The organism is Bacillus sp. ISL-78 (assembly GCF_018613455.1).
Lineage (GTDB): Bacteria > Bacillota > Bacilli > Bacillales > DSM-1321 > Peribacillus > Peribacillus frigoritolerans.
The window spans coordinates 309188-330113 of record NZ_JAGGQC010000013.1 but is presented as its reverse complement, the minus strand read 5'-3'; the positions used below and the strand labels follow the sequence as shown (position 1 = coordinate 330113).

At 41.5% G+C, this 20926-nt stretch carries 26 protein-coding genes; 7 read left to right on the top strand and 19 right to left on the bottom strand.

The annotated features are described in order from the left end of the window. Positions 1–107: 107 nt before the first annotated feature. The 3 genes from J7I96_RS15520 to gpr all read right to left on the bottom strand — a co-directional run bounded on the left by J7I96_RS15520 (position 108) and on the right by gpr (position 2857). On the bottom strand, positions 108–431 hold the full coding sequence (locus J7I96_RS15520; RefSeq protein WP_214773470.1) for a YqxA family protein: 324 nt from the start codon (positions 429–431) through the stop codon (positions 108–110). A gap of 21 nt (positions 432–452) precedes the next feature. Continuing rightward, entirely contained in the window at positions 453–1652 is a 1200-nt protein-coding gene (gene spoIIP / locus J7I96_RS15515; protein WP_214773469.1) for a stage II sporulation protein P, read from the bottom strand. Between the two features lie 86 nt (positions 1653–1738). Next, positions 1739–2857 (bottom strand): GPR endopeptidase, encoded by a 1119-nt coding sequence (gene gpr, locus J7I96_RS15510; RefSeq protein ID WP_214773468.1) that lies wholly within the window; start codon positions 2855–2857, stop codon positions 1739–1741. A gap of 286 nt (positions 2858–3143) precedes the next feature. Here gpr and rpsT point away from each other — a divergent pair, with 286 nt between their 5' ends. Continuing rightward, on the top strand, positions 3144–3410 hold the full coding sequence (rpsT, locus tag J7I96_RS15505; RefSeq protein ID WP_034308554.1) for a 30S ribosomal protein S20: 267 nt from the start codon (positions 3144–3146) through the stop codon (positions 3408–3410). A gap of 90 nt (positions 3411–3500) precedes the next feature. Here rpsT and holA read toward each other — a convergent pair whose 3' ends face one another. Further along, positions 3501–4514, bottom strand: coding sequence for a DNA polymerase III subunit delta (holA, locus tag J7I96_RS15500; RefSeq protein ID WP_214925131.1), 1014 nt, complete (start codon positions 4512–4514; stop codon positions 3501–3503). Between the two features lie 338 nt (positions 4515–4852). Between holA and J7I96_RS15495 the strand changes: the two genes are divergently transcribed. Further along, positions 4853–4987 carry a YqzM family protein gene (locus J7I96_RS15495; RefSeq protein WP_034308559.1) on the top strand — a complete coding sequence of 45 codons (135 nt, stop codon included), beginning with the start codon at positions 4853–4855 and terminating at the stop codon, positions 4985–4987. A gap of 76 nt (positions 4988–5063) precedes the next feature. Here the strand turns inward: J7I96_RS15495 and J7I96_RS15490 are convergent, their stop codons facing one another. From J7I96_RS15490 to J7I96_RS15480, 3 genes are all read right to left on the bottom strand, one after another. Further along, positions 5064–7370 carry a DNA internalization-related competence protein ComEC/Rec2 gene (locus tag J7I96_RS15490; RefSeq protein ID WP_214925129.1) on the bottom strand — a complete coding sequence of 769 codons (2307 nt, stop codon included), beginning with the start codon at positions 7368–7370 and terminating at the stop codon, positions 5064–5066. A 14-nt stretch (positions 7371–7384) separates the two neighbouring features. Further along, the gene (locus J7I96_RS15485; RefSeq protein WP_214773465.1) at positions 7385–7948 is read right to left on the bottom strand and encodes a ComE operon protein 2; all 564 of its coding nucleotides are present in this window, start codon (positions 7946–7948) and stop codon (positions 7385–7387) included. 78 nt (positions 7949–8026) lie between these two features. Then, positions 8027–8662 (bottom strand): helix-hairpin-helix domain-containing protein, encoded by a 636-nt coding sequence (locus J7I96_RS15480; RefSeq protein WP_214773464.1) that lies wholly within the window; start codon positions 8660–8662, stop codon positions 8027–8029. Positions 8663–8771: 109 nt separating this feature from the next. Between J7I96_RS15480 and comER the strand changes: the two genes are divergently transcribed. Continuing rightward, entirely contained in the window at positions 8772–9602 is an 831-nt protein-coding gene (gene comER / locus J7I96_RS15475) for a late competence protein ComER (protein WP_285289453.1), read from the top strand. A 98-nt stretch (positions 9603–9700) separates the two neighbouring features. Here comER and J7I96_RS15470 read toward each other — a convergent pair whose 3' ends face one another. The 8 genes from J7I96_RS15470 to J7I96_RS15435 are packed head-to-tail and all read right to left on the bottom strand — an operon-like array spanning position 9701 to position 14714. After that, a complete protein-coding gene (locus tag J7I96_RS15470; RefSeq protein ID WP_214773463.1) occupies positions 9701–10444 on the bottom strand; it encodes a class I SAM-dependent methyltransferase in 744 nt (247 codons plus the stop codon). After that, positions 10441–10797, bottom strand: coding sequence for a ribosome silencing factor (gene rsfS, locus J7I96_RS15465; RefSeq protein ID WP_034308569.1), 357 nt, complete (start codon positions 10795–10797; stop codon positions 10441–10443). The genes J7I96_RS15470 and rsfS overlap by 4 nt, the downstream gene beginning before the upstream one ends. Further along, the gene (yqeK, locus tag J7I96_RS15460; protein WP_054400178.1) at positions 10797–11369 is read right to left on the bottom strand and encodes a bis(5'-nucleosyl)-tetraphosphatase (symmetrical) YqeK; all 573 of its coding nucleotides are present in this window, start codon (positions 11367–11369) and stop codon (positions 10797–10799) included. The genes rsfS and yqeK overlap by 1 nt, the downstream gene beginning before the upstream one ends. Further along, positions 11359–11928: a nicotinate-nucleotide adenylyltransferase gene (locus tag J7I96_RS15455; RefSeq protein WP_034308571.1), complete on the bottom strand. Its 570-nt coding sequence runs from the start codon at positions 11926–11928 to the stop codon at positions 11359–11361. The genes yqeK and J7I96_RS15455 overlap by 11 nt, the downstream gene beginning before the upstream one ends. An 11-nt stretch (positions 11929–11939) precedes the next feature. After that, on the bottom strand, positions 11940–12230 hold the full coding sequence (yhbY, locus tag J7I96_RS15450; RefSeq protein WP_034308574.1) for a ribosome assembly RNA-binding protein YhbY: 291 nt from the start codon (positions 12228–12230) through the stop codon (positions 11940–11942). Further along, positions 12224–13066: a shikimate dehydrogenase gene (aroE, locus tag J7I96_RS15445; RefSeq protein ID WP_214773462.1), complete on the bottom strand. Its 843-nt coding sequence runs from the start codon at positions 13064–13066 to the stop codon at positions 12224–12226. Before aroE ends, yhbY begins: the two co-directional genes overlap by 7 nt. 20 nt (positions 13067–13086) lie before the next feature. Then, a complete protein-coding gene (gene yqeH, locus J7I96_RS15440) occupies positions 13087–14196 on the bottom strand; it encodes a ribosome biogenesis GTPase YqeH (RefSeq protein ID WP_222619913.1) in 1110 nt (369 codons plus the stop codon). Beyond that, positions 14193–14714, bottom strand: coding sequence for a YqeG family HAD IIIA-type phosphatase (locus J7I96_RS15435; protein ID WP_214773461.1), 522 nt, complete (start codon positions 14712–14714; stop codon positions 14193–14195). The genes yqeH and J7I96_RS15435 overlap by 4 nt, the downstream gene beginning before the upstream one ends. A gap of 466 nt (positions 14715–15180) precedes the next feature. Between J7I96_RS15435 and J7I96_RS15430 the strand changes: the two genes are divergently transcribed. Beyond that, entirely contained in the window at positions 15181–15321 is a 141-nt protein-coding gene (locus J7I96_RS15430; RefSeq protein ID WP_034311351.1) for a sporulation histidine kinase inhibitor Sda, read from the top strand. Positions 15322–15373: 52 nt separating this feature from the next. Here J7I96_RS15430 and J7I96_RS15425 read toward each other — a convergent pair whose 3' ends face one another. Then, positions 15374–16159, bottom strand: a complete 786-nt coding sequence (locus J7I96_RS15425; protein WP_214773460.1) for a phosphatidylserine decarboxylase — start codon at positions 16157–16159, stop codon at positions 15374–15376. A 145-nt stretch (positions 16160–16304) separates the two neighbouring features. Between J7I96_RS15425 and pssA the strand changes: the two genes are divergently transcribed. Next, entirely contained in the window at positions 16305–16844 is a 540-nt protein-coding gene (gene pssA, locus J7I96_RS15420; RefSeq protein ID WP_214773459.1) for a CDP-diacylglycerol--serine O-phosphatidyltransferase, read from the top strand. Positions 16845–16908: 64 nt separating this feature from the next. Here the strand turns inward: pssA and J7I96_RS15415 are convergent, their stop codons facing one another. Beyond that, entirely contained in the window at positions 16909–18699 is a 1791-nt protein-coding gene (locus tag J7I96_RS15415; protein ID WP_214773458.1) for a M3 family oligoendopeptidase, read from the bottom strand. A gap of 161 nt (positions 18700–18860) precedes the next feature. On the opposite strand from J7I96_RS15415, the gene J7I96_RS15410 reads away from it, so the two are divergent. Then, complete coding sequence (locus tag J7I96_RS15410) at positions 18861–19163, top strand: hypothetical protein (RefSeq protein WP_214773457.1); 303 nt, start codon at positions 18861–18863, stop codon at positions 19161–19163. Between the two features lie 189 nt (positions 19164–19352). Here the strand turns inward: J7I96_RS15410 and sigK are convergent, their stop codons facing one another. Further along, positions 19353–20075, bottom strand: coding sequence for an RNA polymerase sporulation sigma factor SigK (gene sigK / locus J7I96_RS15405; RefSeq protein ID WP_048682796.1), 723 nt, complete (start codon positions 20073–20075; stop codon positions 19353–19355). 202 nt (positions 20076–20277) lie between these two features. On the opposite strand from sigK, the gene J7I96_RS15400 reads away from it, so the two are divergent. Continuing rightward, positions 20278–20517 carry a hypothetical protein gene (locus J7I96_RS15400; protein WP_214925126.1) on the top strand — a complete coding sequence of 80 codons (240 nt, stop codon included), beginning with the start codon at positions 20278–20280 and terminating at the stop codon, positions 20515–20517. Positions 20518–20776: 259 nt separating this feature from the next. Here J7I96_RS15400 and J7I96_RS15395 read toward each other — a convergent pair whose 3' ends face one another. Continuing rightward, entirely contained in the window at positions 20777–20917 is a 141-nt protein-coding gene (locus J7I96_RS15395) for a YrzI family small protein (RefSeq protein WP_072273247.1), read from the bottom strand. Between the last annotated feature and the right edge of the window lie 9 nt (positions 20918–20926).

Sequence of the window (20926 nt, the reverse complement as noted above, 5' to 3'; positions counted from 1 at the left end):
CAGAATAGTTACAAAAGAAGCATCATTGCAGGACAAAGCATAAAAAAAGGCTGCATCCCGGATTCGGATGCAGCCTTTTGGCAGGGCTCAATCAACTTATTTCCTACCTAAATCATATTAATAAGGGCTTGAAAGGCACTTGATATGGTTTCTCCAAGCGTTTTGCCGATCGATGAGAAAAAGTTGAAAGCTTTCATTTCTTCAAGCTTTTCTTTTTTCGTCTCCAAATCATGACTCGTCACTTTTTCGCCAAGGATATCCGCTTCCATCTCCCCTTGGTCCGATTGGTTAATGATGAATGCACTATTCAAAGAGGGATCTTCATACCCCTTCATTTTTTTCATCCCGTCGTTCGCTTGCTGCATCCCGATTAGAACACCTAAAAATAATACGAGCACAATCCCTGTACATTTCAACCAAAATCGAACCATGATAAGAGAACTCCTTTCAAATTACCTCGCTTCCGAATCCCCGGTCTGGTTATCCACTGCTTTGGCATCCCAGTAAAATTCACTGAAAACCTCGGTAAAGGCATCAACGGTCAAGTACATTTCTTCGAAAGTATTATCAACACCGCCAACTTCAATAAGCATGGCATTGCCTGATAAATCCTGATTATATATACCATTATGGCTAGATCCGCCCTGTTTCATAACCCCTCGGGAAATACCTGGGTATTTTTTCTCCAATGCTTTATGAAGCTTATTGGCAAGCGCGGCATTTTTTTCATAGTTCGGGTTATTCCCCCCGATCACGAAGGCGATCTTGGCATACTCTTTACCTTTGATTGTAATTGTCGTATGTTTCTTCCGCTTTGAATCGCGGTGGATATCAATCAAATATTCTAAATCTTTGTTATTGGCCAATGCCGTCTGGACGGATTTTCGTGATTCTTGATACGATTTAGCATAATTCAATCCTTTATTATTCAGATTTCCCATGATATCCGTCTTATCGAGCGAGGAGCCGATTCCCTTATCAGCCAAATCTTCAACCATCCGTTCCCCGAGTTTCGTAATATTGATTTTAGAATGGTAGGCAAGGTCGGGATTGGTCACTCCTTTTAAATATGGAAGATATGACTCCCGGTTATGGCTATGGTATATCTCGACCACTTTCCGGCCATTGGTCGTTTGATTCGGCTCATTGGTCACTCCTTTATCCGGTTCTTCAATCTCATCCAGGTTTTGCAGGGATGCATCCCTCTCTTCATTCAGGACATCTACTGGCGGGGAGGATTCATAAGGCATATTGGTATAATTCGTTCCTTCCCCAGCAACGAGTATCTCATTATCAAAAATCGAAAAGCCAGGAAGTTCCCTTCCCAGTAAACTTCGCGGGTCCTCGAGTGAAATGTTGGTCGAGACTTTTATCAATTGATTCGTGATGATCGATTCCTGCTTACCTTCCGGCAGGGCATTAAACAGATAATGATTTTCATTGGCCAGCATCGAGAACAGCATTTTCCCCGAGAATTGATTGGCTACAGTATGTACGGAATTCGAAGATATCCGATACTCGGGTCTTAGGGAAGTCATGACCCCACTGACTGAAAAAACAAAAAGAAGCAAGGCGAGAATACCTAGAAAAGTTTTTATTATTGTTGATCCGTGAATGGCTGTTATGATTCCTGGGGAATTTCTTCTTTTCATCTTTCCACCCTCTCTATAGCTTGTCTATTAATACCTATGACTTTGCTAGAAAGGGTAGAACACCATTTTTGGGCACTGAATATGATTTAACGGGTGTAGTAGCCGGCATTATCTTGATTTATTGAATGATGCAGGGCTGCATTTAATCCATTAGCTATCAAATTGGCCATATCCTCGATGAAAACATCTACTTCCTTTGGTGTAACCATTAAATTATGACCAAGTGGCGAAAGCACCTCATAAATCAATTTCCTCTTCTCTTCATCAGGGAGCACACCTATCATTCCTAAAAAGGTTTGGCGTTCCTTTTCACCCGGCATATCTTCTTCGGTCAGCTTTGTCCGTTTTCCAAAACTGAATCCAGCAGGTGCCAATGAACGTGATGGTCTGTCCCCTTCATTCATTTCCTTGCCAAAATGCTTCAAAATATAATCAATCGTATCGCTTGCAATCGATACGGCATCCACGACGGTAGGTATTCCAATTGCAATAACTGGAACTCCCAGTGTAGCCTGACTCAATTCTTTACGTTTATTTCCCACACCAGACCCTGGATGGATACCTGTATCCGTAATTTGAATCGTTGCATTCACACGATCGATCGAACGGGCAGCCAATGCATCAACGACGATCAGGAAATCAGGGTTACTTTTTTCGATGACGCCTTTTATGATGTCACTCGTCTCGATTCCGGTAATCCCCATAACACCGGGGGAAATCGCACTGACCGGCCGATAGCCTTCCTTGACGGATTCAGGCTGCAATTCGAACAAATGTCTTGTGACTACAAGGTTCTCAACGACTGCAGGTCCCAGAGCATCGGGGGTAACATTCCAATTACCAAGGCCGACAACTAAACAACTGCTTTCCTTGTTGATTTTATTCCGTTTCAAGAAGTAAGCCAGTTCGTTGGCGAACACCTTTTCCACCCGTTGCTGTGTTTCCGTATCCTGCTGACGGATTCCCTGGACCTCGATGGTCAAATAGCTGCCCTGTTTTTTTCCGATTTCTTTTTCCCCCTCAGCCGTGACCTCGACTAAGGATACCTTCAAATCATCCACATCTTTTTCCTTAATTATGACCCCTTCAATATGGGAAACATCCACTTCCTCTACAACACCTTTATGTTCAAGGGCAATTTCCTTTGCCTCAATCGCCAAATCTGTCCGAATTCCGTATTCACTAAGGTCCAATTTATTTTCCATAACGGCCTCCTGATGTTTGAATTGTATCTAATCTAGTATTTTCAATAGTCTCTCTTAAACATTCTGTCGTTTTTGCTTTTTTATTATTCATTTTTTTGGTACAATGAATGATGACGAGATGAATTTATTACTGAAATTATAATTCCTTTTATAATTCCTTTTCGATTCTCAATCTGAAGTATTGCATATTTATGAGCAGTCTGATAGAATATCACTTGTGCTATTTGATATGGATTTGAAAAGTCGAGTTCATATAATCTCGATTTCTTTGTAGGAGGTGAACGGAATGCCAAACATTAAATCTGCTATTAAACGTGTAAAAATCAACGACAAAAAACGCGTTCATAACATTACTGTTAGATCAACTATGCGTACTACAGTGAAAAACGCTGAAGTTGCATTAGCTGGTGAAAACGTTGAAGCTGCTAAAGAAGCTCTTTTAACAGCTGCTGTGAAATTAGACAAAGCTGCATCTAAAGGATTAATCCATAAAAATGCGGCAGCCCGTAAAAAATCTCGTTTAGCGAAAAGACTTAACGCTCTTAACGCATAATGACAAAAAATTAAACGATCCAATCGGATCGTTTTTTTTGTGCCGTTTTTTTGCATAAAAAAGGTGACAGGATATCTGCCACCTTTTTTATCATCTGATTTTTAAAAGCAGCAGCTCAAGCGTGATTGCCTTATCTGCTTGTCCGGTCTTCATTTTATAATCCGCTTCCGCTAAGTCGTTCATGATGCTCAACAACTCGCGTTCCTGGAATTCCCCCGTCTTTTCAAGTGCCAGCTTTACCCTGTAAGGGTGCACCTTCAGTTGACCCGCAATTTTTTGCTGGCTATAGCCCTGACGGGAAAGCTCCTTCACTTGATACATGAGCCTGACCTGACCTGCCATGACACTCAAGATCTTGATCGGCTCTTCATTCTGCCTGAGAAGATCATGCAGTATCGTCATGGCACTCTCCATTTTTCTTTGTAACACATGATCAACGAGTGTGAAGATATTCTGTTCAAGGGATTTAGCGACCAGCTTTTCCACTACCTCGACAGTAATGTGCTTATCAGCTTCCGTATAAAGCACCATTTTATCCAGTTCATTCGTCAGCATCATCAGATTCGTTCCTGCAAGTTCAAGTAAAAGCTCCGTAGCCTGCTCATCTATTCGGACTGAAGAAGCTTCGACCCTCTCCTTCACCCACCCTTTTAACTCATGATCACCAAGCTTCTTCGCTTCAACAAGAACCGCCTTACGCTTCAGTTCCTTGGTGATTTTTTTCCGTTCATCCAGTTTCTCATAAGTTGCGGTCAATACGACAATAGAATATGGAACCGGGTCAGCCAAATACGCTTCCAGTCTTTTCACATTATGCTCAACTCTTGACTTCGTTTTTTCAGCTGTCAAAAAAAATGGGTTTTGCATGAAGACAAGGCGCCTTTCCCCGATAAACGGGAGGGTTTCGACATCTTCAAGCGCAGTTTCAACAGACGTCTCTTCTAAATCAAATTGAGAAAAGTTAAAATCCATCTCATCTTCGTGAAGGACATTCTCGATCAATAACTGCTTCGTTTCATTAATTAGATAGGCTTCCGTCCCATATAACAAGTATACTGGCGCGAATTGCCCTTTTTTTATACTTTTCCAAACGTCTAATACCAATAGAATCCGCCTCTTTACTATGTATTCTTCTCTAATGGTATAGGTGGATGGACCATTTGACAAGCTATAAAGGGAACTAGCCCTTAAAAGGGCTAGTTCCGGATCTATATGAACACTTTCAAGAAAGGCCCGGGTAATCTCCCTTGAAAGCGGGTAGAGTATTCATGTAGAACAAATGAGCTTTTCTTTTCGCTTGCTTTGTTTGTACTTTTATTTTGACCTCAAAATCCCAAACTATTTGTGACAACTCTTGTCAGTAAAGGAAATGAAGGAATGAAGCCTGTAGATTTTTTTTTGGTAATGTTTTATACTATTAGCAGAAATAGGAGGGGTAAATAATGAACGAATTCGAAAAGAATGTTCAATCAAAGACAGATGACGTCGCTGATTCCGCTATAGGATTCATCGGTTCTTTTGTATTTTTCGCTGCCATGTTCACCATAGCTGTCGTCATTAAAGCTGTCGGATCCTGATTTCATTCATTACATGCACTTATTTTTCCTGATGGAGGCTGCTGCTGCAGTCTCTTTCTTTTTGATTTTCTATATACTATGGGAGAGTCTTCCGAAAGGTTCCACTGCTTTTGTAATACTTGTAAATAATAGAACCATCCTTGTCCGTCCTGAAAACCTTTATGCCATTCCCCTCCAGATTCCCTATTACGTCTCCATGAGGGTGCCCGTAGCGGTTATCTTTTCCAACTGAAATAAGCGCCGCTTTCGGCTGCAGCTGTTCAAGGAAGGGCGTGGAAGAAGAAGTTTTACTGCCATGGTGACCGACCTTCAAGATATCCGCCTGCAACTGCGGGAATGTTCTCATAAGTTCCCTTTCCCCTTCCTCTCCCATATCGCCGGTCAATAACCATGACACTCCCCCAAGCTCCGTGAATAAAACGATGGATGAATCATTCTTATTTTCTTCTTGCTTAAATGGACTTAGCACAGCAAACCGCGCTCCGCCCGCCACCCATTGGTCCCCCCTTTTCAGGAAGGTCATTTTCATTTTTTTCTCCCTCGCCACGGTTATTAGATCCATATCCCAGTATTGCTCTTCACTCCAGCCTCCAATGATGATCTCAGCAACTTTAAAATTATCTATCAATTCTTTTGCACTTCCCATATGATCTGCATCCGGATGGGTTAAAATCAGTTTGTCCAATTGGTGGATTCCTTTACTTTTCAATAATGGAATAATGATATCATCCGCCGTGTTGAACTTCTTTCTCTTTATCGCCCATTTATCGATTGGAAATGTAATTTGACCGCCCGTATCAATCAAATAATTGCCGCGGTTGAAAGGCAGGATAATTAAAATGGAGTCGCCTTGTCCAACGTCGATGATTTGCACTTCACCAAAAGGTGAGAACCTTTGTAAGTTATATTGCAAAAGTAAAAGGACGATTATCATTCCGCACCAGATTTTACTTTTTTCAAAGGATACTTCCCAAGTCAGGCATAACCCTATAAGGGAAATAACAAGTAGTAACATCATGAGGAAAGGCGGCTTTCCAAACGGAATGGAGGCGAGCGGCAATTCCGATGCTGCATCTGCGGCTTTATTGCAGAGTACGAAGGTGAAATTCAATAATGATATGAGAGGTTGACCAAAGGAAGGCAGTAATAAATGAATGAGGAGGGAAATCAGTGAAAATGGCAGCAATATGATGGAATAAAGCGGAACATACAATACGTTCAGAAACACGCCAAGGAAAGATACTTCAAAAAAGTGAAAAAGCAAAATCGGAAGGGCAGCCAGTTGGCAGATGGAACTGAGGATGAATAGCTGCATCGATTTCTTCGGGTATTGCAAGAAGATGCTTGAAGACATGATAATGGAGAATGTGACCGCGAATGAAAGCTGAAAACCTATATCATAGAGCATATTAGGCCGAAAAAACAAAAGTGCCATATAAGTCGATCCGATTGCAGCACCCGCCGAAATCCGCTTCTTGAATAGCAGGAGTAGAAAAAAAAGCATAGCCATTGAACAGGATCTCAACACTGATGGACTGGCTCCTGAAAGTAACATGTAACCCGGAAGGAAGAGTAGGATGGCCATCATCATTCTTTCCCGTGTAATCCCAACCCTGATGCCGATGTAAAATAACATCCCCGTTAAAAAACTGACGTGAAGACCGGAAATCGCCAGTAAATGAACCAAACCCAACCGCTGATAATTAGTAAGGTCCCCTTCATCTATATATCTCTGGTCACCGAATATGAGAGCAGTGACAAAACCGCTTGATTCTTCTGGAAAGTGTTCTCTAATATATGCAATCCCCTTCAGGCGCAAATTACGAATCGAAACCAGGATCGAGTTTCCACCCTCTTTGCATTCTTGAAATGAAATGGAATCCGCTTTCAATATCCAATGGGTGCCTTGGCGGAAAAGATAACGCTGGTAATCGAAACTGTTTTCATTCCTGTTTTTCTCGGGAATTTGCAATGTCCCTTCTGCCGGACATGATAAACCGATTCGCAGAAACCGACTCAGCTTTTCCTGTTCCAATTCGGTCGTGATTTTATAACGAAGCATTAGTCGTTCGCCTTTCTCACTGCCAATGAATCCTTTTAATGAATTTCCATCTATATTCGGTTGGTCTGTAAATGTGATGATAAATTGGCTTTCCGTTCCATGATAGGCAGTTTTGTTTCGGTGATCGGAGAAAGAGGCGGCACCTAAAAATATTCCCATGATCACCAAATGAAAACTAAGGGCCTTCACACTTAACCCCACCGAAAAATAAAGGAAACAGAGAAAAATAAGGATAACGATCAGCAGCTTTACATTTAAAAGAGAATGGGCCATAACACCAAATGTGGCTGAAACGGCCAGTAAGATAAGATGTCTGGCCATGCCTGCCCCCCGTCCTATTTAATTTCGAATATCAGATTGGCCTCTTTTTCCAGTTCCAATAAATCTTCTTTTCCCAGACCGTTTTGTTCAAGTTGTGCTAGCAATGAGAATACAAAGTCCTTTTTTTGTTTTCCATTAACATCGATGGCCCCTTTTGCTTCAACCTTCTCGGTCTTGACATCCGCCTGTTTGAATAATTCGAGGGCATATGGATGATTTTTGTAATCCTCGGCATAATATACAGCCTTTATGCCAGCTTGGATGAGTGATTTACAGCACTGAAGACACGGAAAATGCGTCACATATATTTCCGCCCCATCAGTCGGCACCCCAAATTTCGCACATTGTAAAAGTGCATTCATTTCTGCATGTATCGTTCTGACACAATGATTATCAATTACATAACAGCCGTCATCAATACAATGCGTCCCTCCCGCAATGGACCCATTATATCCACCCGCAATGATTCGGTTGTCCCTGACGATGGTAGCCCCTACAGTAAGGCGTGTACATGTGCTTCTTAAAGCTAATAAATGGCTTTGTGCCATGAAATATTGATCCCAACTAATTCTGTTCATGTTGTATCCCCTTACCTCTTGAATGATTTTCTTCAATTTTACCCTCTTCCTGTCCATTTGTGTAGCATATTCAATCATTCATTTCACCGAAATGGAATCCTGTAACCTTTCAAACGTTTTATCACCGATTCCCGTAACCTGCTTCAATTCATCGATCTCCTTGAATTTCCCTACCGTCTCCCTGTATTCCAGGATCGCATTCGCTTTGGATGGTCCAATTCCCGTCAAGGTTTGCAAATCTTCCTGTGTAGCAGTATTCAAGTTCACCAGCCCTCCTGACGTACCCTTAGTGACGGCATTACCAGACGTCCCGACTTGTATATTCTCCAAGTTCCCTTTGTCTTCTTCACCTATTTCCGGAACATAAATGACCATTTGATCTTCGATGATTTGGGCAAAATTCACTTTATCCGTGTCGGCCTTTTCCGTAAAACTGCCCGCAGCGGAAATCAAATCAATCACCCGGTCACCGGCCTGTGCAGTAAATATGCCCGGGGACTTGACCGCTCCTTTAACATCCACTTTAATGATCTCAGGTTCGGCAGCCGATTCATTTACACTTTGTTCCATCTCAGCTTCTTTTGCAGTAACGGAAAATATATCTTCCGTATCAGCCGGATCCTCCCCTTGTTGAGAAAAAAAGTAAATGCCCCCTGCCACAAATGCCGCGGCAACGGTAATCATCGTCATTTTCCTTTTTAAAATCCCTTCCATTTCTTTACCTCCTTATTGGATTTCGCACGATACATTGTCATAGGACAGATTAAAAATACATAGTGTTTTTAGGAGAATCAATCGCATAAGTGAGAGGAGTTGATCGGAATTGAAGAAAATCGGTGTTATCGGAACCGGAAATATGGGTACCATTTTAATCGAGGCATGGCTGGAGGCAAAAATATTGAATCCGGCAAATCTAATCATTACAAATCGCACACTTTCCAAAGCATTGGTGCTGAAAGAGAAACACCCGGGTATCAAAGTTGCGGAAAGCGCAGCCGAAATCGTCGAACAAGCGGACTTTATCTTTCTCTGTGTAAAACCATTGCAAATTAACAGCCTATTACAAGGCATCAAACAGCATATAAAAAGGGATCAGCTGGTTATTTCCATCACAAGCCCGCTTTCCGTCTCCCAGCTCGAATCGGCAGTGAATGCACCCTGTGCCCGTTTTATCCCGAGTATAACGAACCGTGTGGGTTCAGGCGTATCGTTACTGAGTTTCAGCGAGAGCTGCAGTAAGGAGAAAGTGTCAGCTTTATTTGATTTGGCCTCCGCCATATCGGCACCGGTCATCATTGAAAATGATATCACCCGGGTAGCTTCCGATATTGTCAGCTGCGGCCCTGCCTTCTTCAGCTATTTAGCTCAAGCTTTCATTGACGCGGCTTGCCAAACGACGAAGATTGATAAAGAAACGGCTACGACATTGACTGAGAATATGCTGGTTGGATTAGGGGAATTGCTCGGTAAAGGGGTTTATACATTGCCGACCTTACAGGAAAAGGTTTGTGTAAAAGGTGGAATAACAGGTGAGGGAATCAAGGTTTTAGAAGCTGAAACCGGGGAAATGTTCCATCATCTTTTTCAAGCGACACATGAAAAGTTTGCAGAGGATCTTCACGAAGTTGAAAAACAGTTCGGCCATCCTTATTAATATTCGTAATCAAGATCTCAATTCCTTCTAAAAAGTATAAAAAAGAAGAGGTCAGACCTCCACTCGTACTTGTACGAACGGGGATCTTGACCTCTTTATCATTTACTGGCCACAAACAAGATTCTTTCGGTTTCCGTTACAAGCGGTGCTTCTTCAAGATCCGCCAGAATTTCAGAAACCGTGAAACCTGCTTGCTCCAACCACGTTTTATATTGTTCAACCCGATAGGTCCGTTGATAATGCAACTCATCAAAACGGTCATAAAGGCCGCTTTCATCATGCCTTACAAAAAAACTTAAATCATGTTCCACACTGTAAGGTTCTTCACCCGGGAAGCAATCCCATATATAGGATACTTCTTCACCATTGACAGCAAACGTATGATCACGAAAAATTTCTTCCATTTTATAAACGGAATGGATATCAAACATGAATAATCCGCCATCCTTCAAATGCTCATGAACCCGGCTGAACGTCTTGACTATATCCTCTTCGTCGCGAAGGTAGTTCAGCGAATCACAGAAAATCGTGACACAATCAAATTGGCCAAGTCCTTCGAGTTCAGCCATATTCTGCTGGAAAAGCGGAATCGATAATCCAAGCTTAACCGCTTTTTCATTAGCAACAAGAAGCATTTCATCAGATAAATCCACGCCGGTGACTTCGAATCCGTGCTGCGCCAATTCAACGGTCATTTCCCCGGTTCCACACGCCAAATCCAGGACTTTCCTTCCACCAATTCCATACTGTTCCAGCTTCGCCGTAAGGATCATCAGCCATTTTTCATAAGGTGCGTCCTTCATCAATTCATCGTATACATAGGCAAAGCGTTCGTAAGTCATGAAGTCAGTTCACTCTCTAGATCTTCAAAAGGTGCATCTCCCCATAGACGTTCAAGGTTATAATAGTTTCTTTCATCTTTATGGAATATGTGGGCCACTACATCGCCAAGATCCACAAGCACCCATTTCGCCTCGTCAAAACCTTCAAGACGCTTTACATTGATTCCTGATTCATCAGCTTTGCTCTTCATTTCACGAGCTATTGCTTGTACTTGTTTTTCAGAATTACCGTGGCAGATCAAAAAGTAATCCGCTACAAGAGAAATACCTTGCATATTCAATGCCACGATATCCTCCGCTCTTTTATCATCCGCCGCTTTTGCTGCAATTACAAGAAGTTCACGTTCAGTCATTACATCTTCTCCTTCAAATTCATGATCAAATCATTATATGTCTTAAATGTGTCAGGGTAAATCGCCTGATTTCTTTTCATTAAAAAAACAACTGTATTCCTTAAAGCCTGGATGACAGCATGATCCAAATTTTGCTTTGCTGTCTGCCTTACTTCGTCGACACCGGGAAAAGAACGTCCCGGCTCGATATAATCAGCAAGGTATACGACTTTATCCAAAAGGCTCATGCCAACCCTGCCAGACGTGTGATAGGCAATCGCATCCAAGATTTCAGCGTCCTGAATGCCTGCTTCCTTATTCACCAGATAAGCCCCGACAGGAGCGTGCCATAGCTCCATATTGTATTCAAGTAACGCCGGGTCCATTTTTTCAGCGATTATTATTTGCTCCATTTCTTCTTTAGGTCGAAATTTTGCATAATCATGGAAAATGGCTGCAAGCTCGGCTTTTTTGACGTCGGCACCATACCGTTCAGCAAGTTCAATCGCTGACTCGACTACACCCAAGGTATGAATGTACCTGCGCTCGGTGATTTGTTCTTTGACCAGCGCCAATGCTTTCTCACGATTCATATAAACCATTCCCTTTAATATACTTCACCACTGGATCTGCTATTAAATATTTCACGGTTTTCCCTGTTCTTAACTTCCTTCGTATCATGGAAGACGAAATGAACATCTGCGGGACTTTCACCATCGTGATCGGGTATAAGGTATTCTCATTATATCCAGGACGCTTCACCCCGACGAAATTGACCATATGCACCAGCTCGTCGATACGATGCCAATTCGGTAAGTACTCAATCATATCTGCGCCAATGATGAAATAGAACTCATTGGCTGGCTCAAGCTCTTTAAGCAATTTTATCGTGTCATACGTATAAGATGTGCCTTTTCTTTCTATTTCAATACCCTCAATATAAAAAGATGGGTTTCCGGCTATCGCGTTTTCCAACATGGCCAGCCTGTCCATATCGGTTACTTCCTCCGATTTTTCCTTATGTGGAGGAACGTGATTTGGCATGAACCTGATTTCATCTAGCTCAAGGGCATCCAGCACTTCATTGGCTATAATTAAATGCCCGATATGCGGAGGATTGAATGTACCGCCAAGAATTCCAATTTTTTTCATAGATAGGTTCCTTAAGGTAATTTAAGTTGTTTGTTTTCTTTTGATTCTTTATACAGCACAATTGTGTTGCCGATAATCTGAACCAATTCCGCCCGTGCACCTTTTGATAAAGTAAGCCCCACATCATTGCGGTCCTCTTCACAGTTTTGCAGGATGCTGACCTTGATCAATTCACGTACTTCAAGCGCCTCACCAATTTGCTTGATGAGATTATCATTGACTCCGCCTTTACCAACTTGAAAAATTGGATTGAGGTGATGGGCCTTTGATCGTAAAAATCTTTTTTGTTTTCCTGTTAACATGTGTTACCTCCTAGTTTGTTCAAGACAATATCTGTCATTCTTGCTGTATCCGGCATAATGCCTGTCCATATCTCAAATGCAAGTGCGGCCTGGTTGATGAACATTCCCAGACCATTTTGCGTTTCCGCCCCTTTTTCCCTAGCTTCACGCAGCAGCTTGGTTTGCAGAGGGTTATAGATGATATCACTGACAATTGCACCGGTTTTAAGCTGATCGACCTTTAACGGCGAATGATCCAGTTCAGGACTCATTCCAGAAGAAGTCGTTTGGATGATTAAATCATATTGTGATAAGCTTTCTTCCGCTTCGATAATCGAGAGTGCCTTCGATACTTTATCATATGGGCAATCAGAAACAAGCTGGGCCGCTCTTTCCTTTGTCCGGTTTGCAATATCAACTTGCTTTACCCCTTCTTTCACGAGGGTAAAATAAATCGCACGCGCAGCACCGCCCGCTCCGATCACTAACGTTTTTTTAGCCTTGATGTCACCTGATATTTCATCGCATAAAGATTTAAAAAATCCTTTTCCGTCTGTATTATACCCTATAAACCGACCATTTTTGTTAACAACCGTATTTACAGCCCCGATTGCCAGGGCCAGTTCATCCACTTCATCAAGGAAAGGGATGATTGAAGTCTTATGTGGGATCGTGATGTTAAACCCTTCTATACCAAGGGCTTTCATGCCTTTCACGGCATCGTTCAAACCTTCTTTCGTCACATGAAAATGGTGATAAACCGCTTCTATATTTTCTTTTTCAAATGCATCATTATGAATGTCCGGTGACATCGAATGTGCAATTGGATCTCCCATTACCCCATATATCTTTTTCATAGACTAGACGACCCCTATATTTAGATTAATGATTTGCGAACGATCACATTGACGCCCTTTGGAACATGTGCAACGATTTTCGCCCCTGGCTCATTGACCGTCACCCAGCCAAGACCAGAAAACACAATATCCATTTTACCATCTTTCAAGGAAAATTCATGTGGAATCAGCTTCGGAAACTCCTCGATTTGTTCCGGCCTTGGGGGAGTCAGTAATTCCCCGGCATGGTTTTTATACAATTCATCGGCATTTTCCAGTTTCGTACGGTGAATATTCAATTCGTTCGAAAGGTAGCAAGTCAATGAACGCCTTCCGCCTGAGACATAGTCCAACCTGGCCAACCCTCCAAAAAATAGCGTCTGCCCTTCATTCAGTTGGTACACTCTCGGCTTGATTTCCTTTTTCGGCATAATCACCTTGAAGTCCCGTTTGTCCACATAGTGAGCCATTTGATGGTGATTAATGATTCCAGGTGTATCGATCAATGCCTGTTCATCATCCAAAGGAATTTCAATCATATCCAAGGTAGTCCCAGGGAAGTGGGAAGTCGTGATGATATCACTTTCACCGCTCACTTCTTTTATAAGACGGTTGATGAAAGTCGATTTTCCTACATTCGTACAGCCCACCACATAGACATCTTTGCCTCTGCGATACCGCTCGATCGCATCAGCAGCTTCAAGTATGTGCTTTCCCTTTTCCGCACTGACAAGCAGGACATCGATCGGGTTAAGACCCAATTCCTTGGACGATTGCTTCATCCAATTGATCAACTTGTTCGGTTTTACCGATTTAGGCAATAAATCGACCTTATTTCCGATCAGAAGAACATCATTTCTTCCTACAAATCGATGAAGGCCAGGCAGCCAGCTTCCATTGAAATCAAAAATATCGACGATTTTGACGATTAAAGAGTCGGTTTCGCCTACTTTATTCAAGATTTTCAAGAAGTCATCGTCTGTTAATGATACATCCTGAACTTCGTTATAATGTTTCAATTTAAAGCAGCGCTGACAAACGATGCTCTCTTTTTCCAGAGCCGATTTAGGGGCAAAGCCCAACTCCTTCGGATCTTCAGTCTGGACCTTCACACCGCAGCCGATGCACACTAATTCTTGATGATTGTTCAATTGTGATCCTCCCATTCTAGCATTCCTTTTCGTTTAAAAAACGCCATGATCTTTCTTTCAAAATAACGATTGATCCTTGTTCTGAATTCGTCGGTTTGTGCGACAGGGACCACCAAGATCGTATGAAACCCGCCTCTGTTCCCTCCCAATACATCCGTCAATAACTGATCGCCGATTACCACCGTTTCTTCTAATTTCAATCCCATTGTCTTACGGGCTTTATGGAAAGCCCTTGCCATCGGTTTTCTGGCCTGGAAAATAAACGGAATGTGAAGCGGATCGGAAAAAGCCCGAACCCGATTTTCATTATTATTGGACACAATCGTCACTAAAATCCCATGATCCCGCATATTGTCGAACCATTTGATTAAATCGGGGGTGGCAGTCGGCCTATCCCATTCAACGAGAGTATTATCCAAATCGGTAATGACGCCCTTAATCCCTCTTTTTTTCAATTCTTGAGGATCTATATTAAAAATGCTTTTAACATGTTCACTCGGCAAAAATAATTTAAGCATATTGGCACCTCTATATTTTCATTAAAATTTACCGTTTCCATCATATCGAATTTTCAGCCCACTTTCAAAAAAAATTAGGAAAGAATGGCTAACGGTAAAGAAACATCATAATGTATGTTTTCTGATATGGAAAGGCATTTTTCATTAAATAATGGGAAATTTGCAGGCAGACCAGAACCAAAGAACTAATTAGTCATAAAAGATTTCGACAAAAATTTCATTTATTCAACCTGTGGATAACTTTACTAACATTTTCCATACTGATGGACACCATTTCGTTCACTTTGTAAACAACTTAACCACAGGTTATCCACTTTTATCTGTGGATAACAGAACGATTGTTCTCCACGTTTATTTCTGATACAGTAGGGGTACATCAAGGAAGACTTATCAATATATGCAAGTAAACACCAAATTATTCCTCGCAATTCCTACTGGAGGTGAGCAGCCCTTAAGTGGCGTTCTGATGCAAAAACTATCTGATGACCTGTTGCTTGAATCCTATTTTAAAGCACAGAATTTAAAGTTGAGTACCGATTTCATCCGCCTCATAGAAACGGAAATTCATCGAAGGTCCCTAACACATAAAATCCGATCCATATTTTAATATGAAATACATAGGCTGACATCAAATGTCAGCCTCTTATTTTCATTTGAAGTTAGACCGCTCTCATGTATCCAATTGTTTCACCTACACGGACATCTGCGGGAATGGATATATTTTCTTCAAGTTCAAAACTTCCTTTTTCAAAAAGAAGCACAACTGTGGACCCAAAGCTGAAATAAGAAAACTCCTGCCCTTTTTCCAATTCATCCGCATCATCAGTAATGACGATCGAATTTATGAACATGGCACCGACTTTCACCATTGCCAGATTCCCCGCCTCATTTTGAAGTTCAGTTATTGTCCGGTAATTTTTTGATAAAGGCTCTTTTCCATATTTCATCCCCCATTTATTAACGGGGTATGATTTCCTTCCAAGCGTCCATCGTTTGACCACGGAACCCTTGATTGGCGCATGGATCCTATGGTAATGACTCGGGCTTAAGTATAACACGAGATATTTGCCGCCTAAGTACTTTTCCAATAGAAGCTCATCCCCGAGCATTTCCTCCATTGAATATACCTTTCCCTTAACGACGATCTTTTTATCAGCGCGTATCTCCCCTGAGTCCTCAAGTACACCGTCCACGGGACAAGCTACCGCAGATGGAACTGCCGTAATTGGCCTCGCGTCAGCCTTTAACTGCCTTGTAAATAGCTCGTGCAAATTGGTATATGCTTTTAACTCCTTACCAAATTCCTGTTGATTAAGGTTGAATGTTTTTACATAAAGTAAAATCAAGGGCCTGCTCCAACGAGATTGGCTAAAGTGCTTTAATAAACCTGATGAATACTGACCATTCGTCAGTTCAATAAGAACGCGATACAAAGACTGAAACAAAATATAACCACTCCAAATTGTTAAATTGTAAAATTATTCTAAAATCCCCTTGCATAAATTGTATTAAATAAAATATTATTATATAATAAATACTTATGTTTACTATATTTTGTTTTAATTTGTTTCATTTGAAAGGAGTGAAAAGATGTTTTTATTACACGCCCTAGATCAAACCATTAAAAAAGTGAAAGCACAAACAGCAAATATACTTACCCTAATTAATTTATCCCTTGGTGGATTTGCGATAATTGCCGTGATGCACGGTCAATTGAATTTAAGCTTGCTTTTAATCTTCCTGGCAGCCCTTGCAGATCGCTTTGACGGTATGGTTGCACGGAAATTCAACATTGAATCGGAATTGGGTAAGCAACTTGATTCCATGTGTGACATCATATCCTTTGGCGTCGCACCGGCTCTATTATTATACCAAGGAATATTGATAGAATTCGGAGCACCTGGCACACTCTTCACGGTTTTCTATATTGGCTGTGGCGCGTTTCGTCTCGCCCGCTTCAATATAAGTGAAAGCAATGGATATTTTACAGGAGTGCCCATTACGGTTGCGGGCTGCATCGCCACTTTAAGTTATCTAGTCATCCCGTATTTCCATCCGGTCTTTTTCTTATCCCTCATGATTATATTATCATTACTTATGGTCAGTCCATTTAAACTGAAGAAAGTTTAATAAGAAAGCGGATGTCCTAACCGGACATCCGCTTTTTTTGTTCCTATTCCAGCCTAAACCCATCTTATGCTTTTCGGACTAATGGGTCGGTCAAACGCATGAATTCTTCTACATCCACCATACAGGCATTGACCGCTTCTTCCCAAAAATCGCGGGTCTTTAAATCGACGCCTAAATGCTTCTCCGCCAAATCCTCGACATTCATGGAACCGGTATCCTTTAATAGCGCGATATATTTTTCTTCGAATCCTTCAGGTTCTTTCAGGGCATTCGCGTATATGCCTAATGAGAATAAGTAACCGAATGTGTACGGGAAATTATAAAATGGTACACCAGTAATATAAAAATGGAGCTTTGAAGCCCAGAAAGTTGGATTATAATCACTTAAAGCATTGCCATAAGCTTCTTTTTGTGCATCGACCATCAGTTCATTCAATCGTTCAGCACTGACATATCCTTGCTTTCTCTCGTCATAAAACCTAGTTTCGAATAAGTAGCGGGCATGGATATTCATCAATAATGCCACTGAACGCTGAATTTTATCTTCTAAAAGCACCAGCTTTTCTTCCTCACTGGCTGCTTCCTTCACAGCTGCATCCGCTACGACCATTTCAGCAAAAGTGGAGGCGGTTTCCGCCACATTCATTGCATATGACCGATTCAATGGATGGATATCCCTCATCGCATAAGAATGGAATGCATGTCCCAATTCATGAGCCAATGTCGATACATTGGACGGTGTGCCCGAATACGTCATGAAAATTCTTGACTGCTTATTTAATGGAAAGCCGGTGCAAAAACCGCCTGGTCTCTTACCTGGTCTGTCTTCAGCTTCAATCCAGCTGTCTTCAAAAGCTTTTCGGGTGAAGTTCGCTAATTGAGAGCCGAACTTAGAGAATTGCTGGATGATGAAGTCTGCACCTTCTTGATAATCCATTACTTTGGATTCTGCGGTAACAGCGAGCGGTGCATCCAAATCCGCCCAACTTAATTCATCCAAATCCAGTAACTCCGCTTTCCTTTTTAAAAACCTCACAAGCGGCTCTTTATGATCGGCAATTACATTCCACATGCTTTCGAGGGTTTCTTTTTTCATCCTTCCTATTTCAAGAGGCTCTTTCAAAATATCATCCCAGCCCCTTTTTTCATTCACACTGAGACGGAAGCCAGCCAAGTGGTTCAAAGTCCGGGCAAACAGGTCACTTTTTTCCTCCCAAGCCTGTTCCCACGAAGTAAATAATTCTTTCCGGGCCCTTTCATCAGGATCAGAAAATTTATTCGCCGCTTGGCCTACAGAAAGCTTTTCACCTTTATAAGGGATGGTCATTGAACCGACGATCGTATCATACATTTGGCTCCAACCTTCGAAACCGTCCATGGCCAATTGGGTGATTAATGATTCTTCCTTCACGGAAAGCTTTTCCTTTGCCTTTTCCCGACGTTCATTCAATACGAATTTCAATTCATTCAATGGTTCTTTTTCGAGGATTTTCTTAAAAAATGCATCATCAAGCTGTATCAACTTCTCATCCAGCTTGCTTAACACCATATTTAGTGAAGCGACTATCTTCATTTGTTTGATCCGCAGCTGACCAGCCTTTTTATCCTGCGCATTTTGAGCTTCCAGGCATCCAATGAAGGCACCTGCCTGTGAAGATTTCATATTTGTATTTTTAAAAAGATCAAATGCGTGTATTAAACTGATTTCATCATTTCCTACCGGATTGATATTGCTTACAAGCCTGTCTAATTCTTTTACCTCTTCGTTGAATTCATCTAAAAAAATCAGGAACTCCTTGGAAGAGCTTCCCCCTTTAAAAAAGATATCCAAATCCCATGTCATAGAATATCCCATACTAAATTGCCCCCTTTTTATCACTAACCCCATTATAGAGGTTCATTCATTATTTTTCTAATTAAAAGGAATTTTCAGTATCTTTCAGAACATTTTTCTATATCCCAGATTAAAAGCATGTTATGATGAATATATTCTTGGGAAAGGGGTGGTTGATTCATATGAAATTCTTTATTCACATGTCTGCCATCATCCTGCTCCTTTGGACACTGCCCATACAGTTCCACCATCATGCACAGCAGCTAACCATTGAAGAACATACCGATGTCCACCATTGGGATAAGGCTGACAAGAAACAGCCTTTCGTGCCGTCCTTTAGTTCATGGCAGTCACTTATCGTAATACTCATTTTCGAATTTTCCATTTTGGGCTTTCTTTATTTTCACTCGAATCTTCTACGGCGATATCTCAGTCCCGTTTTTTATCAGGCGAATTACGTAGCCTCACGCTCTGACATTTTATAAAAAATAAAATGGAGGAGTGATTCATATGTGGTTTCGACTAATTATGGTAGGGGTCTTTTCTTTAACCGCTTCACGTCTGTTCCTTTTTCAGGGAATCGAAATTTATCATGCATTTACAGATTTGATCAGAAATAAATATTAAAAAAAGAGTGCGGGGAAATTCCCTCGCACTCTCTTTGTTTACCATTCCTATCCTTTAGCTTTCTTTTCCTTCTCTTTTTCTGCCCTGTAAAATTCATGGAACATCTTCATCAAAGCACGTTTTTCGATCCTTGATACATAACTGCGGGAAATCCCAAGCTCTTTTGCGATTTCCCTCTGGGTTTTCTCCTTTTTCAAATCCAGGCCAAACCTGCCTACAATGACTTCCTTTTCGCGTTCATCCAAAATATCAATATACTTTTTCACCTTTTCAATTTCCATATTAAGCTGAATCGTATCGATGACATCCTCCGATTCCGATTTCAGCACATCGATTAAACTGATTTCATTACCTTCCTTATCCTGACCGATCGGATCATGCAGGGAAATATCTTTCTTCGTTTTCTTTGTCGCACGTAAATGCATCAAGATCTCATTCTCAATGCATCGCGCCGCATATGTGGCAAGCTTCGTACCCTTACCATCCGAATAACTCTCAATGGCCTTTATCAACCCAATTGTCCCAATCGAAATCAAATCCTCTGTATCTTCGCCCGTATTCTCGAATTTCTTGACGATATGGGCAACAAGCCTGAGATTATGTTCAATCAGGATGTTGCGGGCATCACCGTCCCCTTCACTCATAAGCTTCAGATATCTCTTTTCATCCTGAGATGACAAGGGCTGGGGAAAAGCATTGTTTTTCACATAGGAAACAAATAAGTAAAATTCTTTGATAATATAGCCGACAACTGTAAGTATTCCGGGCATTGGCTTCATCCCCCGTTTCTTTGGTTTCCCTATTCATACCTATGCAACAGTGGGCTTGTTCGTGTCTGTCCCACAAAAAGAAATCACGAAAGTATTAAATGTTCAAACCAGCCTGGATGAATTCACAAACGAACGAAGGCAAATGTTCATATAATGATAGGGAATTTTTTAGGGAAAGGGGGTTTTACGATGGGATATAACTATGGACCATACGGATGCAGCTATGGTTATCCGGCTCCTGCGCCTTGTTATGCAGGGTCCGGTTCCGGCTTTGGTTATGGCCTGTTTATTGTCCTCCTGGTTTTATTGCTCATTTTCGGGTTTTGGTGGTTGCCGGGATGTGGATTTGGTTATGGAGGATCAGGTCCGTGCTGCTGATTCAGGCAAAGAAAAAAACTCGGCCCGAGGGCCGAGTTTTCCCATTTTACCTATTCATATCTAACGTTGCCGTTTCGAGTAGATCAGCGTCATGACCATCTTGATCAACATCTCTTCAATTTATCATGTTTCCAATGGCATTTTCCGCTGTTCATATACATACAAACCATGACAATGCTGGCCATGCACCGGGAAATCCGTTAGCCGGTATCCTTCTCCTGCCAATAGCAACGCTTCTCTCCTTTTACGTAAAACAAGTTCAACATATTAACCTCCACCTTTCTTTAATTTTTTTATGAACGGAATACCTACCTCATATGTTTTTAGAAAAAAGGACGATGCTTCATCGCTTTATCTAGATGTTCTTCTCGAATCTTGTGGATTCTCTCCTGTTGCAAACATTCCTCGGCAGTCATTTTTTTCATTTTAATCGTGATTGTGAAAAAAAGCATATTCAGTGTCATAATATCACC

Coding starts and splice junctions, on each gene's coding strand:
- J7I96_RS15520 (WP_214773470.1), bottom strand. CDS start 431: ATGGTTCGATTTTGGTTGAAATGTACAGGGATTGTGCTCGTATTATTT.
- spoIIP (WP_214773469.1), bottom strand. CDS start 1,652: ATGAAAAGAAGAAATTCCCCAGGAATCATAACAGCCATTCACGGATCA.
- gpr (WP_214773468.1), bottom strand. CDS start 2,857: ATGGAAAATAAATTGGACCTTAGTGAATACGGAATTCGGACAGATTTG.
- rpsT (WP_034308554.1), top strand. CDS start 3,144: ATGCCAAACATTAAATCTGCTATTAAACGTGTAAAAATCAACGACAAA.
- J7I96_RS15495 (WP_034308559.1), top strand. CDS start 4,853: ATGAACGAATTCGAAAAGAATGTTCAATCAAAGACAGATGACGTCGCT.
- J7I96_RS15490 (WP_214925129.1), bottom strand. CDS start 7,370: ATGGCCAGACATCTTATCTTACTGGCCGTTTCAGCCACATTTGGTGTT.
- J7I96_RS15485 (WP_214773465.1), bottom strand. CDS start 7,948: ATGAACAGAATTAGTTGGGATCAATATTTCATGGCACAAAGCCATTTA.
- J7I96_RS15480 (WP_214773464.1), bottom strand. CDS start 8,662: ATGGAAGGGATTTTAAAAAGGAAAATGACGATGATTACCGTTGCCGCG.
- J7I96_RS15470 (WP_214773463.1), bottom strand. CDS start 10,444: ATGACTTACGAACGCTTTGCCTATGTATACGATGAATTGATGAAGGAC.
- rsfS (WP_034308569.1), bottom strand. CDS start 10,797: ATGACTGAACGTGAACTTCTTGTAATTGCAGCAAAAGCGGCGGATGAT.
- yqeK (WP_054400178.1), bottom strand. CDS start 11,369: ATGAATCGTGAGAAAGCATTGGCGCTGGTCAAAGAACAAATCACCGAG.
- J7I96_RS15455 (WP_034308571.1), bottom strand. CDS start 11,928: ATGAAAAAAATTGGAATTCTTGGCGGTACATTCAATCCTCCGCATATC.
- yhbY (WP_034308574.1), bottom strand. CDS start 12,230: ATGTTAACAGGAAAACAAAAAAGATTTTTACGATCAAAGGCCCATCAC.
- aroE (WP_214773462.1), bottom strand. CDS start 13,066: ATGAAAAAGATATATGGGGTAATGGGAGATCCAATTGCACATTCGATG.
- J7I96_RS15435 (WP_214773461.1), bottom strand. CDS start 14,714: ATGCTTAAATTATTTTTGCCGAGTGAACATGTTAAAAGCATTTTTAAT.
- J7I96_RS15430 (WP_034311351.1), top strand. CDS start 15,181: ATGCAAAAACTATCTGATGACCTGTTGCTTGAATCCTATTTTAAAGCA.
- pssA (WP_214773459.1), top strand. CDS start 16,305: ATGTTTTTATTACACGCCCTAGATCAAACCATTAAAAAAGTGAAAGCA.
- J7I96_RS15415 (WP_214773458.1), bottom strand. CDS start 18,699: ATGGGATATTCTATGACATGGGATTTGGATATCTTTTTTAAAGGGGGA.
- J7I96_RS15410 (WP_214773457.1), top strand. CDS start 18,861: ATGAAATTCTTTATTCACATGTCTGCCATCATCCTGCTCCTTTGGACA.
- sigK (WP_048682796.1), bottom strand. CDS start 20,075: ATGCCCGGAATACTTACAGTTGTCGGCTATATTATCAAAGAATTTTAC.
- J7I96_RS15400 (WP_214925126.1), top strand. CDS start 20,278: ATGGACCATACGGATGCAGCTATGGTTATCCGGCTCCTGCGCCTTGTT.
- J7I96_RS15395 (WP_072273247.1), bottom strand. CDS start 20,917: ATGACACTGAATATGCTTTTTTTCACAATCACGATTAAAATGAAAAAA.